The following is a 16,406-nucleotide window of genomic DNA, read 5'->3' on the forward strand; positions in this document are numbered from 1 at the left end:
ATGGTTTTTGAACGCTTGTTTTAATTTATCTATATAATATAGTCGGTTCAATTTAAAAGTGGTACAAGGCAACCGAGTGTAGATGTATATTTAATACCTCAAGCGAGGTTAACGCTGTAACGCTTTTATAGTGGATTGACTATATAGGGCGTGTCCTCAATTCAATTGATCCTATCTAAACGGGCTAAAAATGGCTAAATTTTACCAAACATCGTCAAACAGCTGATTAATATCCCGATATTATCGGCGCTATTTTTCTTGTCTGACGGCAATTTAACCATCTTAAGACCACTAAATGTATCCATGTGCTAATTGATGACACGCCCTAGTTAAGGTCTCGACATTATCGTCGGTTTACGCCTGATTCGATAAAATGTTTGATGCGATTTTAGCGATCAGCAGTCCTAATATTTGAATCATCAAACAGACCCGAAACATAACAAACAACAAAACAGCCTTTAAATCTTAGATCTAAAGGCTGTTTAAGACTATCGAGAGAACGATAAGATATATAGCTGGCTCACCATAAAAGTGCTACGGCGCTAACCTAGCTAACCCTGAAAATTATATTTGACCGTCACATCGCTCCCATCATGATCAACCTTATAAGTGTTGAGTATGATACTTTCATCATCTAAACATTGGCCTGTTACCAGATTAAAGCGCTGCTTATAAATAGGCGAGGCTACATACAGTACTGCTTCACTAAGGCCAGCCGCGTTGGTAATGGTAGTGCCACCGATTAAACCTCTAGACAATACATTGGCCTGACTAAAAGGGTCATAATTATCAAGCGCGAACAGCTTAGTTTCTTTGGTGCGAAAGATAGCCACTTGTTTGCCATCTATGAGCGCACAAACACCAGTCTCAGGGAGAATGTCTTCTAATCTACAAACCGTATATTGAGTCATTGGGTTATCCTTATTCGTATATTATCGGAGAGTATAGGCAGTCCTAGATAAATCAGAGACGGTGTTAGGCTGGCTCGATCGACTATTGATAGTGCTGTCATTCGCCTTCCTAGTTTATTAATTGTCTCTTCATTATCTTAAACCGACTATCTTGGGCGTTGATTAAGCCAGCTCAGTCACTAGGATTTGAGTTTTTTCAGTATCGGTTGCGGGGCGAATTTGCTCGCGCTCGGTGACAAAGACCACATTGTCATCTCCTTGCTCACTATTGACGAAATGACGGAAACGTTTGAGCTTTTCGCTATCGGTGATGGTGGCTTTCCACTCACACACATAGTTGTCGATTAGCAGTTGCATCTGCGCTTCTAGCTCGTCAGCGATGCCTAAGCTGTCTTCAATAATGACTGCTTGTAGATATTCCAATCCACCTTCTAAGCTCTCGCGCCATTTTGAAGTTCGTTGGAGTTTATCTGCTGTTTTTATATAAAACATAATAATACGGTCGATGTATTTGATGACCGTGTCGCTATCAAGATCGGTGGCAAACAACTCACCATGACGCGGGGTCATACCACCATTACCACAGACAAATAAATTCCAACCATTTTCGGTGGCGATAATGCCAAAGTCCTTGCTTTGTGCCTCTGCACACTCGCGTGTACATCCGGACACGCCCATCTTTATCTTATGCGGTGAACGTACTCCTTTATAACGATCTTCTAAGGTGAGTGCCAATCCGACACTGTCATCGACACCGTAGCGACACCAGTTATTACCCACGCACGATTTAACAGTACGCAACGACTTACCATAAGCGTGACCAGTCTCAAAGCCAGCTTGCACCAATTGTGTCCAGATATCAGGCAGCTGGTCTAAACGTGCACCAAATAGATCCACGCGTTGACCACCTGTGATTTTGGTATACAAATTAAACTCTTTGGCGACTTGTCCGAGGATAATTAGCTTATCGGCGGTGATTTCACCACCTGGCACACGAGGTACGACAGAATAGGTGCCGTCTTTTTGGATGTTGCCCAGATAATAGTCATTGCTATCTTGCAACGGTGTCAATTCAGGCTTGAGCACATAATCATTCCAGCATGAGGCCAAGATGGAGGCTACCGTAGGTTTGCAAATCTCACAGCCATGACCGTTACCATGCTCATCCAACAGAGCATCAAAGGTTCTGATGCCATGGACACGAATCAAGCTATAGAGCTCTTGACGAGTATAAGCAAAGTGCTCACATAAGTCGTTATTGACCTCAAACCCAAGGGTCGTTAACTGGTAGCTTAAAGTGTCTTTCACCATAGGCGCACAGCCACCACATCCTGTACCTGCACTGGTACAAGACTTCACTTCGGCAATGGAGTACGCACCGTTCTCAACCGCCGCGCAAATAGCCCCTTTGGTGACGTTGTAGCATGAGCAAATCGTTGCACTATCTGGTAAATTTTCTATACCCATTTTCGGTTTTTCAACGTTGGGTAGTATGAGGCTTTCAGGGTGGGCAGGTAGGTCGATGTCGTTGAGATATAGCTGTAATAGATTATTATAGTCTTCGGTATCACCGACCAATACCGCGCCAAGCAAGCGTTTATTATCAGGCGTTGTGACCAATTTCTTATAAATGCCCTCAGCAGGGTTTTGGTACAAATAGCTCAAGCTGTTCGCGCTGTTGCCATGGGCGTCGCCAATACTACCAACATCGACGCCCATCAGTTTGAGCTTGGTGCTCATATCAGCGCCCGTAAAGGTTTGCGAATGATCTCCTGTGATTTGTGCCGCGCAGATACTCGCCATGCTGTAGCCTGGTGCTACTAAGCCAAATATCTTGTTATCCCACACCGCGCATTCGCCGATAGCATAGACATGCGCGGCATTGGTGCGGCATTGTTCGTCAATTAAAATACCACCTCGTGCACCTATCTCAATGCCGCACTCAGGATTGTTTTTGATAATGCCATCTTGCGGACGAATACCCGCACTAAAAACGATCATATCGGTATCAAGCGAGGTATCATCGGTGAATTGCATGGTTAAATGGCATTGATCTTCACTGGTGTTATTTCTGTTTTTTGACAGGGCATCGGTATTGTCAATAATGGCTTGGGTATTCTTGCCAGTTAATACTTTGACCCCGAGGGCTTCAATTTTTCGTTTTAAAATCTCACCGCCAGCAGCATCAAGCTGAACACCCATCAGTTGTGGGGCGAACTCTACAACATAAGTCTCTAACCCTAAAGTGACCAGTGCTTTTGCTGCCTCAAGTCCCAGCAGTCCACCACCCACGACCACACCCTTTCTGACTGTTGGGCGCTCAGCAATGGCAAGAATGTCATCTAAATCGGCAATGGTTCGGTATACGTGGCAATGCGGATGTTCACGCCCTGGAATGGGTGGTACAAACGGATAGGAGCCTGTCGCCAGCACCAGCTCACCATATTCAATCTGCTCGCCAGCTTCAGTGATGATGTATTGATTGGTCGCATCGATATCTACAATGCGCTGATTCAGATGCAATTGAATTTGGGCGGCGGCATAGGCGCTCAAATCAACCAAATTTAGCTTACTGATATCTTTATGCTCAAAATAGCTCGATAAATACACACGATCATAAGCCGGACGGTCTTCTTCTGCAAACACATGAATCTCAAATCTCTCATGTAGCCCTTGCTCTATGGCTCGCTCAACGAAATGGTGCCCGACCATACCGTTACCAATCACCACTAACTTAGCTTTATTTGTTGTACTCACTATAGTGCTGCTCATGCGCTTATCCTTAGTAATGGGGTTGTCTAAATATCGTGATCTAAACGTTATGATGGTTAGCAATATTTAGTGCCTACACCAATTACACCTTCAATAACTGTGCCAAGCACTGTTATATAGCGCTTTGTATTAAAGGGGATTGCTAAAAAATTCAGACGAATATGTATGACCCTCATCGCGTATTTACAAGGTCGCAAGGCATTTATGAGGAGGTTAACGATGATGGTAAATAAAACATTAATCGATCATTTGGCAATGAGGTGATAAGTATTGATGCACTAAAGTGGACAGAGTCATGCACCAATTTGATTACATTCATAATGAGTAGCATTTTTTTATGTTTCTCAATGATAGAAGGGCATCATGTTTTTTAAGAGATGAATCGGCTTGTGATAGTCGCCTGTAAGTCTGCCATTACAAAGCATTGACGCTTTCACCAAAGACAATGGTTTGCCTCCACAATGATTTTTATGACGGCAAATGGCACAGCCATTGCACCCCCTTAACTGTTCTAACTGATCATTCTGTTTAACATAACTTGTTCTTATAACTTTTTATGTTGGCCCTAAAGTTTGCCATTTAAGGAAATCGCTTATGTCGTCATCGCCACCATCGAACCCCGCTGCGCCAACTAAAAACAAGCTTAATATCTTATCTTTTACAGGTAAAAATAAAATTCTCCATCTTGGTTGGATGGCTTTTTTTCTGACCTTTTTTGTGTGGTTTAACCACGCGCCTTTTTTATCCGCGATTGGGGAGACGCTTAATCTTACTAAAGATCAAATCAAAACCTTATTGATACTAAACGTCGCCTTGACGATTCCAGCTCGAGTCATTATCGGTATGCTAACCGATCGTTTTGGCCCGCGCCTCGTCTATACCGCCATTTTGGCGATTGGCGCCATTCCCTGTTTTACTTTTGCCTTTGCGCAAGACTACAACACGCTAGCGTTGTCTCGGTTCTTACTGGGTTTTGTGGGTGCAGGTTTTGTGGTGGGTATTCGTCTAATGAGTGATTGGTTCCCTGCAAATGAGCTGGGTACGGCTGAAGGTATTTATGGCGGTTGGGGCAATTTTGGTTCCGCTGCTGCTGCCTTGCTATTACCGACAGTGGCTATCATCGCTGCCGCTATAGTTGGTGGTGATGAGGGCTGGCGTTATGCGACGGCTACTTCAGGGGTGGTCATGATGCTTTATAGTGTGATTTTTTATAAGATGGTGCGAGATACGCCAAAGGGTGCGACGTATTTTAAACCCAAAAAATCTGGTGCCATGATGGTGACTTCAGCAGGTGATTTTTGGCTGATGATGGCGTTTAAGCTGCCAATGTATTTGGCCTTGGCTCTTTTGGGATGGAAATTATCGCCCGCTGGCGTCAGTTTACTTAGTCAGGACAGCGTGACTATCCTCTATATCGGACTGGTCGTTTTATATATTTATGAATTTGTGAGTAGTTATCGCTTTAATAAAGAGATATTTACTACGCCAGTTCCAAAAGCACATCAGTATGATTTTAAGCAAGTCGGTATCTTAAATATTCTCTACTTTGCGACCTTTGGCTCAGAGCTGGCGGTGGTGTCTATGTTGCCGCTTTTTTATCAAGAGACATTTAGCCTATCGATTGTGATGGCAGGGGTATTGGCATCAAGCTATGCATTTATGAATTTGATGTCACGTCCGGGCGGCGGTTGGCTCAGTGACAAGTATGGACGCAAGATTACGCTGCTGATTTTGACTGCGGGTTTAGCCGTCGGTTATTTATTGATGGGAATCGTTGATTCAACATGGCCGATTGCGTTGGCATTGTTAATCACGATGTTTTGCTCATTCTTTGTACAGGCAGGCGAGGGCGCAGTGTTTGCGGTCATTCCACTCATTAAGCGCAGTATGACTGGACAATTCGCTGGCATGACTGGTGCTTATGGCAATGTTGGTTCGGTCGTTTATTTAACCGTACTGAGTCTCGTCTCCTATCAGGTATTTTTCTTTGTGATCGCCGCCACCGCAGTGGTTGGCTTCTTAGCACTATTCTTTTTAAAAGAACCTGAAGGCGTTATCATCGAAGAGATGCCAGATGGCAGTTTTGCCCAAATTAAAGTGAGCTAAGTATGAAAAAGGGCAGTACACAAGACTTTAAGACCACTGAAAAAACCAGTCACCATAGTGCGGATAATGCACTATGGTTGCTTGATTTTTATACCATGCAAGGGCGCAAGTCCGAAAATCAAGACAGCTTGCTGATAACAACATGCTTGCCGTATGGACAGTCCACAGCAACCATCAACGGCGGCGTTCAGTGTCCTCATGCGCCTTTATTAGTGCTGATGGCGGATGGTGTCAGTGCCTGTCAGTTCCCTAAACAAGCCAGTCAATTGGTCGTCAATACCATCACGCATCACCTTACTTTAGCGCTTGAAAATCTGGTGAGGACAGAAAATGAGTCACAAGCCAATGGTCAAAAGGCACCGATAAGCTTTGATGATAATCAAATTGCCATATTGATTAAGGAGGCGGTAAACAAAACCAATGATGTGCTCTACTTCCCGCAAGTCTACGAGCGAGTACCACCGCTGTTATCGACCTTATCAGGCTTACTGTGTATCGGTGACCGTATCCATCTGTTTCATACGGGCGATTCACGTATTTACCGTATAGGTATGGATAGCATGGCGGTGCTCACTAAAGATCACCGCATCCATCGTGGGCAAGATAAAGGTGCGCTGTCGGCTGCTGTCGGCGCTGATACAAGAATTCAGTTACAGCAATCGGTATTTACATTGCATCAAAACGAGTGCTTAGCGCTAATGACTGATGGCGTCTATGAATCTATTACCGCCTCAGAGCTTCAGTTTGAACTGTGTGCCGCCGCAAGCGCGCTAGTCCAATCGACGACTATGATTGATCAAAGTGCTGTTGACCAACAGAGAAGTGATGTTGGTATCGGTGAAAGCTTAGGTGTCGGTGAAAGCTTAGATATCAGTAAAAGCTTATGCGAGCAAGCGTTTAGCGAAGGCAGTTACGACAACTTAAGTATGATGATGCTCGGTATGAATACGCCAATGCTCCATAAACAAACGTTTAAGGCACAAATTTACAAGACAGATGACAATGCTAGCTCTCACGATATTCATCGTTATCAGTTGCCAACGGGTTTGGAGATTGGTGCGCAGATTGACGGTTTTACTGTCAAGAACATTATAGCCCGTACTGCTCGTAGTGAAGTGTATTTGGTAGAAGATAGCAACCATCATGCCTTTGTCATAAAGTCGCCAAGCCTTGACACGATTACCGATGGGTACTATCTGCGCGAGTTTTTAAAAGAGCGAAAAATAGGATTGAGCTTATCTAAGCACAGCCGTGCTGGTGAGCCTGCTTACAATCAAGCGGACCCTAATGATTTATCGAGCGATAACAGCCTTATCAGCATCAAAACCAATCAAAGCGCGAGCTCAGCGCTTAGTTCTTCAGGATTGCTACGTTATTACCCCGTACCAGCGAGTAGTACTTATTTATACCATCTAACCGAATATATTGAGGGCGAGAGCCTCAGAGATTTTATGGATCGCCATGCCCCTTGCGATGTATGGCAGACATATGATTTGTTAACCAAAATAGGCATGGCGGTTCGGGTGATGCATCGCAACTATCTATTGCATCAAGACATCAAGCCGGAAAATATCCTATTGACCACCTCAGGCGCGGTCAAATTGATTGATTTTGGTTCGGCCAGCTCTTTAATACTCAAAGACAGCACTCGACCACCGAACGGTGATTTGCACTACGCTGCACCAGAATATTACAGCGATGCACCAAAAGGAGTTTATTCTGATTTATTTTCCATAGCCGTAATCGGTTATGAGCTACTAACCAATGAGTTGCCGTTTAGTTCGCAAGATTTGATGAGTTCACATCAAGCAAGTCATACGTTGACGCTGCCTACTCAATCATTACGTCAGCACCGCGTACCCACTGCTAGCCAGCAAGCGTTAATGCGTGCGCTGCATTCCAACACCCAAGCTAGATACCAAGCAATTGGTGAGTTTTTACAAGATTTTAACCCCGATAACACCAGCAACATCCGCGACCCTGAGCCGCTTATCATACGCCATCCATTACTGGTGTGGCACAGCATTTGCTTCATTCAGTTTGTCATCATCTTATCACTGCTGGCTTATTTTCTATAAGTTTGCTTCAACAAAAACATGATATGACACGCCATTTATTTAATGCTGCACGTTGCGGCTAAGGGATGCTCTTCTTATGTCGCCTTTTGTACCACACCTTAATGCACAGTCAACAGTAGTCAATAGCCAAAATCCTAAAATAGCGTCGACGCTACCTTCGAGTGTTGGTATCGTCATTATTGGTGCTGGCATGGCAGGCAGCCGTTTTGCTATTGAGTTGGCTCGTACCCAACAGCAAGGCAGACCGGAAAACCCTCACATTCATCTGCCAATTACGCTTATCAGCAAAGAGCCAGAGGTCGGCTATAACCGAATTATGCTATCGCCTGTACTGTCAGGAGATTCTACATTTGAAGATACTTATCTATACGAGCAATCAGAGTATCAACAGCTGGGTATCACTGTATTGGCTGGAATTTCGGTTGACACAATAGACATCAAACAGCAGTCCATTGAGCTGAGCAATGGACAAACGATCGATTATAGCAAGCTGGTTATTGCGACGGGCTCCAGTGCTCGAATCATTCCTTTTCCTAATTACGATGCAAAAGGCGTACACGTGTTTCGAGAAGTAGCCGATGTAAATGCACTAACCGCATATGCACATCAAGGAAAAAAAGGTTTGGTGATTGGGGGCGGGGTATTGGGGTTAGAGGCCGCGTGTGCTTTGGCTTCTCAAGGAGCAGATATGACGGTTGTTCATGTGGACAGCTATGTACTGAACCGACAGCTTGATTTGCCCGCCGCTGAGCTATTGCAAGCAGAGCTCAGCTGTCGAAATGTCGGACTTGAGGTATCAGCGATCACTGAATGTATAGCGGTCAACAACCAGCATGAAGTATGCGGATTGTTGCTAAAAGATGGGCGCACGTTGCCAGCAGATTTCGTGGTCATGGCAGTGGGAGTGGTACCTAATATCACATTGGCAAAAGACAGCGGGCTGACGGTCAACCGTGGCATCATCGTCGATAATTATATGCATACCAGCGCTGCCAACGTATACGCTATTGGCGAATGTGTGGAGCTAGACGGTGAGCTGTTCGGTATGGTGGCGCCTGTCAATCAGCAAGTTGATACCTTAGTTTCTGTCCTAAAAGATGCGAGGATATCAAACGATGGCTTAGCATCCAGAAATAATTGGCACCCCTTTACTAGCAAACCGCTGTCTTTAAAGCTAAAAGTATCTGGCATCAGTGCTTTTTCAGCAGGGCAAGTCGACTTTGATGAGGAGGAAGCGGCAGCTATCGAAACCATCACTTATCAGCAGACCAGTATAAATCACTATCATTGCCTCTATCTTAGAAACAATAAACTGATCGGCGCTGTACTCTACGGTGAGGTCAATGAGGGCAGTTTTTATAGCCAGCTGATCAACAGCAATAGTGATATCGCGCCTATAAAAGCGGATTTAATATTTGGTGAGGCTTACTGTGATTTGGAGAAAATAACGACAGATAGTGAGGCTAACGGAGACATGGATATCGATAGCGATCTGGATTTATTAAGCGCAGCAGACATAGTAGGAGCGGCGTCATGAATGAAGTGATATTGAGTAATAAACCGCATGCTAGTCAAGCATTAGAAAGTGGTATACGCCGATCCGATCACAAATCTAATAACAAATCTGATGATATATTCAATCCTTCAAAAACGGCTCTTATTGCCACTTATACTGAAGAAACGACGTCCACCATACGCACCACTTGTCCTTACTGCGGGGTAGGGTGTGGCGTCCTAGCCAGTGTCGATGCGACAGGGGTAGTGAGCGTAAAAGGAGATCCTGAGCATCCGGCGAACTTTGGTAAACTATGCTCAAAGGGCAGTGCGCTGGCACAAACATTAAGCAGTGAGCGACGCTTAACTGAGCCTTACTATCAAAACAAGCAAGCGGTAATGCAACAGCATCGACCCATGCAATTGGGTAATGATTTTAACGCTATCGACATATCTGATGAGCCACTTATAAAGCCTACCGATTGGAATAACGTCTTAGATGATATTGCCACGCGCTTAAACGACACGATCGCCAAGCATGGTCGCGACAGTATTATGTTTTATGTCTCAGGACAGCTGCTCACTGAGGATTATTACGTCGCCAATAAGTTTATCAAAGGCTTTATCGGTAATAATAATATCGATTCCAACTCACGCCTATGTATGTCTTCCGCAGTAGCAGGGCACAAACGTGCCTTTGGCGCTGATTTGGTGCCTGGTAGTTATGAGGATTTAGAGTCCTGCGATTTATTAGTGCTGGTGGGCTCAAACATGGCATGGTGCCATCCTATTTTGTTTGGACGTTTTTTAGCCGCCAAAAAAATTGATCCCAGTAAAAAGCTTATCGTCATTGATCCGCGTCGTACGGATTCTTGTGAGTTCGCGGATTTGCACTTACCAATAGCCGCCGGCACCGATACGCATTTATACAATGGATTGTTGCACTATCTTAAGCAGCAAGGTTGTTGCGATGAGCGTTATCTCAAGCAATGTAATGATGTCGATCTCGCTTTGGAGGCTGCCAAGACGTGGAGCATCGACAAAGTCGCTCAAGTATGCAAAATCAGCGCTGATCTCATACGCCAGTTTTATGAGCTAGTCGCTGCCAATGACAAGACAGTGACCGCGTTTAGTATGGGCGTTAACCAATCAAAGAGTGGCACCGACAAGGTCAATGCCATTATCAATAGTCATCTGTACACCGGACGCGTAGGAAAAGTAGGCGCCAGTCCGTTTTCACTCACTGGTCAGCCAAACGCTATGGGTGGCCGTGAAGTCGGGGCGCTGGCTAATTTGCTGGCGGCACATTTAGACTTGAATAATAGTATTCATCGTCAACTGGTGGCTGACTTTTGGCAGGCACCGCAGTCTATTGCGCCAGAGGTTGGCATCCAAGCTTGTGATGCTGCCGATGCTATCTTAGATGGGCGGATCAAAGCCATTTGGATTATGGCGACCAATCCAGTCGTGAGCTTACCTGAAGCGGATAAATTTCGCCGCGCATTAGCGGCTTGTGACTTGGTCATTGTCTCTGACTGCTCGGTAGACAGCGATACGGTTAAGTGCGCAGACATTGTATTGCCAGCACAAGGTTGGGGCGAAAAGTCAGGCACAGTCACCAATTCTGAGCGGCGAATCTCAAGACAACGGGCGTTGAAGCCTGCATTAGGACTCGCTAAGCCTGACTGGTGGATACTGTCTCAAGTTGCCACCCGCATGGGGCTAGCTGGGTTTGATTACCAGCATCCTAGTGAGATATTCAATGAGCATGTGGCATTGACCGCTTATAAAAACGATCCTAGCCAAGTGCCCTCTATTAGCAATCAACCGCGCTATCTGAATTTGGCTAAAGACCTACCAATGCCAATCCTAAACCGTGCTGACTATGAGGTAATGACCCCCTTTCAATGGGGCGACCAGCGAATCACGATGGCGCACTCAAACTTTATCGCTATTACACCCTCGGATAGTGCCAGCTTACCTAATAGGCATCAGCGTCGCTCAAGACCGAAAGCTAATGACAATACAGAAAGCGATAATATAGCGAGCGATAATAGAGAAAAGGATAATAAGAGCGATAAGCAACATAACGGTCACTCATCAACCGTGCATCTACGCCTTATTACCGGTAGATTACGTGATCAATGGCATACCATGACCCGCACAGGACTTGCGCCGCAGCTTAACCAACATGAGTCTGCGCCGATGCTGACCCTCCATCCCGATGACGCCGAACAACTCTGTGTTGAAAAAGGCGACTATGTGCAGCTACGTCCTCGCTATGAGCAAAACCTACCAAACAAGCAGCAGCAAAAACAGCGTCAGCCACATGATAAGGCGGCTGTTGATTCAAATACATATGACTCACATACAGATCATTCAAATACAAACATTGAAGTGTTAGAGCAAAAAGTGATAGCACAAGTTGCCATCAGTGATGGCATGCGTGTTGGTGATGCATTTATGCCCATGCACTGGAGTAACGCCTTTGCCAGCAGTGCAAGAGTAGGTACGCTCATTCCGATGGTTGTCGATCCCCATTCAGGACAGCCTGAGCTAAAAAACTCAGCGATTAGTATCAGCGCTGTACCCATGCAGACGTTTGGCAAGATTTTGGTGCATCCTGATTTACAAGACACCATACTAGTGCACTTTCGTGCTATGGCGGCTAGCTTTAAAGAGCAAATGACAGACAATGAGTTGCAAGCAGCCTTTTCGAGCTTTGATGTGGCTAGTGAGCAGTCGACTCAAACACTACCAGCACTGACATGGAGTATTAGCCGCCAAACCAACAGCGTTCTAATGACTCTTGCTAGCCCAGTCGATAGCATCGCTAAGCAATTGCTTGATCCTGAGTTTTGGCAGCAGTTTATCGATACCTATCAAAGCTCTGTATCGGATAAAGGGCTGACTGATGACGCTGCCAATACTGTAGAGGTTCATAGTGCTTTTACCCTTAGTAAACCGGAGCAACAACTACGCTTTATTTTGACTCAGTCGGAGGCGAATGAGGCAAGTGATGTAAATAATGAAGAGGTCGATAGCACGTTGTCAAGCACTTCTATCTCTACTATACCGAGTGAGCGGCTACTATTAGCTATTTATTTCGCGCCGCAAGTGACGCAGCTGCCAAGCAGTCATTGGCTTGATAGCTGCTTTACCAATACCGATGCGATACCGGCACAGCAGCGCTATAAATGGTTGCTGGCAGGTCGTCCAGCCACAGGTTATATCGATCCAGGCCCGCTGGTGTGTTCGTGCATGGCGGTGGGAGAAAACATTATTATCAATGCCATCACTAAACAGCAATGTACCAGCGCACATGCCATTGGTAAAGCGTGCCGAGCGGGCACCAATTGCGGCTCATGCGTGAGTCAAATTAATGCACTTATTGAGGAATATGCGTCCTAAACGCCTGTTGAAAGAGGGTTAAGTTATTGATATGGCATGAGGCTTGCACCGTATCTTGTACTATCTTTTGTTCTTATGTATTCCATTATGAAGTGCTGATCTGCACGGCGCTAGTAGTGTTATTAGGAGTGACCATTATGACTGATTCATCTGCTTTTATCGCAACCCTACCTTCGAATGACTTGTCCAATAAAAAATGCAACGTCAATGTGCTAAACACACCACCAACGATAGCAGAAGGTGAGAAAGTAGGCACTGTGCATTTAGTTGGTGCTGGTTCTGGCGATCCTGAGTTGTTGACTCTAAAAGCGTTACGAGTCATGCAGCGCGCAGACATAGTGCTGTATGACAGCTTAGTCTCAGAGGATATCTTAGATATGTGCGCGCTGACAGCAGAGAAAATATTCGTCGGTAAGCGCCGTGCCAATCATGCTCTGCCGCAAGAAGGCATCAATGAGCTGTTAGTCAAACACGCGCTGGCAGGCAAAACAGTGGTTCGTCTAAAAGGCGGCGACCCCTTTATTTTTGGGCGCGGCGGCGAAGAGCTGCAAGAAGTTGTGCGCCATGGCATTCGTTTTGAATCCATTCCTGGCATCACAGCCGCCAGCGCCGCTGCTAGCCGTGCAGGGATTCCGCTAACGCACCGTGATCATGCGCAAGCCGTCAAGTTTGTGACAGCGTGCAAAAAGTCAGGCGCAGCCAATAATGACTATGACGAACACTTGGACAGCAAACAAACGGTAGTGTTTTATATGGGACTACATCGGCTAGGTGAGTTGACCGAAGGGTTGATAGCAGCGGGGCGCGACAGCGAGACTCCTTTTGCCGTGATTAGTCATGCAAGCTTACCCACGCAGCAGCTGCTCATCGGTACGCTTGGTAGTATCGCTAATCAGCAAGCGATAGCGAAATTGCCAACACCTGCATTATTGATTATGGGTGATGTGGTCACTTTATATCATGAGTTTGCAGACTATAATCTTGGTGCTGTGGGTAAAGGTGCATTTGTTGATGTTAATAAAGTTATAAGCAGTAACGACTTAATACCCAATTTGGAAAGTATGACGTAGGACAAATAAGTTTAAGAGATTGTTATTTCAAGAGGCCGTTATTTTAAGAAACTGTTATTTTAATAGATTGTTATTAAGGTGATTTGGTTATGTGAGCCAATTCAGTAATCTGTGTCAGTGTGTACTCAGTCAGAATCCTACTTATACCAGATTAAGAATGTTCGATGTCGTTTCAAAGTTGGCTATCGCTAACGTTACTTATTATAGATTTCGTAATTGCTCAATTAACCAACGATGTATGCCACTGTCGGTAGTACGTGGGTGCCATGCCGCTATGACTTTAAAAGTAGGCGGCAATGCTTCAACCTCAAGCTCTTTGACCTTACTGCTCGGCAATAACCGCGAAGGATAAAACGCAATCATATCTGTTGTGTGCAAAATATTAGGTACAGCCGAAAAGCTAGGAACTGACATCACAATATTTCGTTTTAGACCTTTTTCTGAAAACCATTGGTCATGAGAGCCGCGCAAATTAGCACGCGAAGGCGACACCACCAGCTGTGGGTGTGCAGCCACTTGCGTCAGTGTTAATGGCTCTGTGGCAAAAGTGTTTTCACAACCCGTCACGCATAAATGTTGCTCTTCAAATAGAGTGACATACGATAAGTTGTCAGGGATGAATTCAGGAAAGGTAATCAATAAATCAAGCTCGCCTGCTGCAATAAGTTGGTTAATATTGTCTGAGGCAAAGTCGCGCACGATCAGCTTCAAATCCGGTGCGTCGCGGCGCGTAATATTAAACAACTGCGGTAACAGCGCCTGTGTCGCATAGTCGGTCGCACTAATCGTAAAGACGCCTTTATATGTTTGCGGCGTAAAAATCTCTGGCTCTAACAAATCTTCCAACTGCTTTAATATATGATCAATGGGTTGCTGCATCGATAGCGCCTTTGGCGTTGCCACCATGCTATTTCCTTGACGAATAAATAAGCGATCATCAAACACCTCACGTAACTTACGCAGCTGCTCACTGATGGCTTGTTGGGTCAGCCCCATTTTTCGCGCGACTTGTGAGAGGTTTTTTAGATCAAGCAGCGCCTGTAATACTCTAAGTTGCTTAATGTCGAGCCGATTCATACCATTCATAACTCATACCATTAATAGTTGTATCTTAAACAATAAGTGGTTGTTTCTAATTGTACCCTCAAAACGCTATGCTGACCAACATTGCTTAAGTAATCATTAGATTGGTTATTAAGCATCAAAACAGGCCAAATACATTCAATAATAAGCCATCAGCTGCTTTAAAAGAGATATTTATGACACAAACCATTCTAAATACAAGTACACTATTTTCCTCTGTAGAACTAGGGCCTTATACGCTCGAAAACCGTATCGTAATGCCGCCATTGACACGCTCTCGTAGCACGCAGCCTGACAATATTCCTAATGACTTAATGGCAAGCTATTATGCACAGCGTGCGACAGCAGGCTTTATGGTGACGGAAGGTACGCAGATTGAGCCAAGAGGCCAAGGTTATGCTTGGACACCTGGTATCCATTCACCAGCCCAAGTTGAAGGTTGGAAAAAAGTTACGCAAGCAGTACATGCTAAAGGTGGTATTATTTTTGCTCAGTTATGGCATGTTGGGCGTGTGTCTCATACCAGCTTGCAGCCACAAGGTGCTCAGCCTGTAGGCCCATCAGCGATTGCTGCTGACAACGTAAAAGTATTTATTGAAACAGGCCCAGGTGAAGGTGCATTGGCCGATCCAAGTGAGCCACGTGCTCTCAGCACTGATGAAGTTGGTGAGCTGGTAATGATGTATGCGGCAGCCGCACGCAATGCATTGGAGGCGGGTTTTGATGGGGTAGAGCTGCATTGTGCCAATGGTTATTTGGTCAATCAGTTTATTTCTGAGCATAGCAACACACGTGATGACCAATATGGTGGGTCGTTGACCAATCGTCTACGTTTCTTAAAAGAAATCGTCGCTGCTGTCAGTGATGTGGTTGGTGCGGATCGTTTAGGTGTACGCTTTGCGCCTTTGTTTGCGAGTACGGATGAGACGCGCGTGTATTTAGGCTTGGTAGAGTCAGACCCTCATCATACGTATGTCGAAGCGGTCAAATTGCTAGAACAAGCGGGCATTGCTTACTTGTCAATTGCAGAAGCCGATTGGGATAATGCGCCTGATTTACCAGACACTTTTTATCAAGCGGTCAGAGAAGAATTTTCAGGCCGTATTATTTATGCTGGCAAGTACACGGTACAAAAAGCCGTGAACATTTTAGAAAAAGGCTACGGTGATTTATTCGCGTTTGGTCGTCCTTTTATCGCTAATCCAGATCTACCTGAGCGTATCGCCAATAACTGGCCATTGAATGAGGCAGACCCTGCCACTATGTATGGTGGCACTGACGTTGGCTACAGTGATTATCCTTATTATCAAGCATAGTTAAAAAAACAATAGTAATAAATAGAAATAAGGCCATTTTTGGCCTTATTTCTATTTATAAATTTAGGGTCTGTTAAACATTCAAATATTAGGACTGCTGCTCGCTAAAATCGCATCAAACTAGGCGTAAACCGACGATAATGTCGAGACCTTAGCTAGGTTTAT

At 45.1% G+C, this 16,406-nt stretch carries 9 protein-coding genes; 6 read left to right on the forward strand and 3 right to left on the reverse strand.

The features are described 5' to 3' along the window. Positions 1-551: 551 nt before the first annotated feature. Together nirD and nirB are read right to left on the reverse strand one after the other, a co-directional pair. Complete coding sequence (gene nirD / locus RH96_RS11055; RefSeq protein WP_010200928.1) at positions 552-911, reverse strand: nitrite reductase small subunit NirD; 360 nt, start codon at positions 909-911, stop codon at positions 552-554. Positions 912-1,073: 162 nt separating this feature from the next. Then, entirely contained in the window at positions 1,074-3,683 is a 2,610-nt protein-coding gene (gene nirB, locus RH96_RS11060; protein WP_010200929.1) for a nitrite reductase large subunit NirB, read from the reverse strand. Positions 3,684-4,277: 594 nt separating this feature from the next. On the opposite strand from nirB, the gene RH96_RS11065 reads away from it, so the two are divergent. The 5 genes from RH96_RS11065 (at position 4,278) to cobA (ending at position 13,842) form a co-directional block, all read left to right on the forward strand. Beyond that, a complete protein-coding gene (locus RH96_RS11065) occupies positions 4,278-5,789 on the forward strand; it encodes a NarK family nitrate/nitrite MFS transporter (RefSeq protein WP_010200930.1) in 1,512 nt (503 codons plus the stop codon). Positions 5,790-5,791: 2 nt separating this feature from the next. After that, positions 5,792-7,867, forward strand: a complete 2,076-nt coding sequence (locus tag RH96_RS11070; protein ID WP_010200931.1) for a bifunctional protein-serine/threonine kinase/phosphatase — start codon at positions 5,792-5,794, stop codon at positions 7,865-7,867. A 76-nt stretch (positions 7,868-7,943) separates the two neighbouring features. Further along, positions 7,944-9,404 carry an NAD(P)/FAD-dependent oxidoreductase gene (locus RH96_RS11075; protein WP_010200932.1) on the forward strand — a complete coding sequence of 487 codons (1,461 nt, stop codon included), beginning with the start codon at positions 7,944-7,946 and terminating at the stop codon, positions 9,402-9,404. Then, positions 9,401-12,772 carry a molybdopterin-dependent oxidoreductase gene (locus RH96_RS11080; protein ID WP_010200933.1) on the forward strand — a complete coding sequence of 1,124 codons (3,372 nt, stop codon included), beginning with the start codon at positions 9,401-9,403 and terminating at the stop codon, positions 12,770-12,772. Before RH96_RS11075 ends, RH96_RS11080 begins: the two co-directional genes overlap by 4 nt. 137 nt (positions 12,773-12,909) lie before the next feature. Further along, the gene (gene cobA, locus RH96_RS11085; protein WP_010200934.1) at positions 12,910-13,842 is read left to right on the forward strand and encodes a uroporphyrinogen-III C-methyltransferase; all 933 of its coding nucleotides are present in this window, start codon (positions 12,910-12,912) and stop codon (positions 13,840-13,842) included. A gap of 201 nt (positions 13,843-14,043) precedes the next feature. Here the strand turns inward: cobA and RH96_RS11090 are convergent, their stop codons facing one another. Then, positions 14,044-14,928 (reverse strand): LysR family transcriptional regulator, encoded by an 885-nt coding sequence (locus tag RH96_RS11090; RefSeq protein WP_010200935.1) that lies wholly within the window; start codon positions 14,926-14,928, stop codon positions 14,044-14,046. A gap of 173 nt (positions 14,929-15,101) precedes the next feature. Between RH96_RS11090 and RH96_RS11095 the strand changes: the two genes are divergently transcribed. After that, positions 15,102-16,241 (forward strand): alkene reductase, encoded by a 1,140-nt coding sequence (locus RH96_RS11095; protein ID WP_010200936.1) that lies wholly within the window; start codon positions 15,102-15,104, stop codon positions 16,239-16,241. Positions 16,242-16,406: the final 165 nt, after the last annotated feature.

The sequence above is a fragment of the Psychrobacter sp. PAMC 21119 genome (genome assembly GCF_000247495.1).
GTDB lineage: Bacteria > Pseudomonadota > Gammaproteobacteria > Pseudomonadales > Moraxellaceae > Psychrobacter > Psychrobacter glaciei.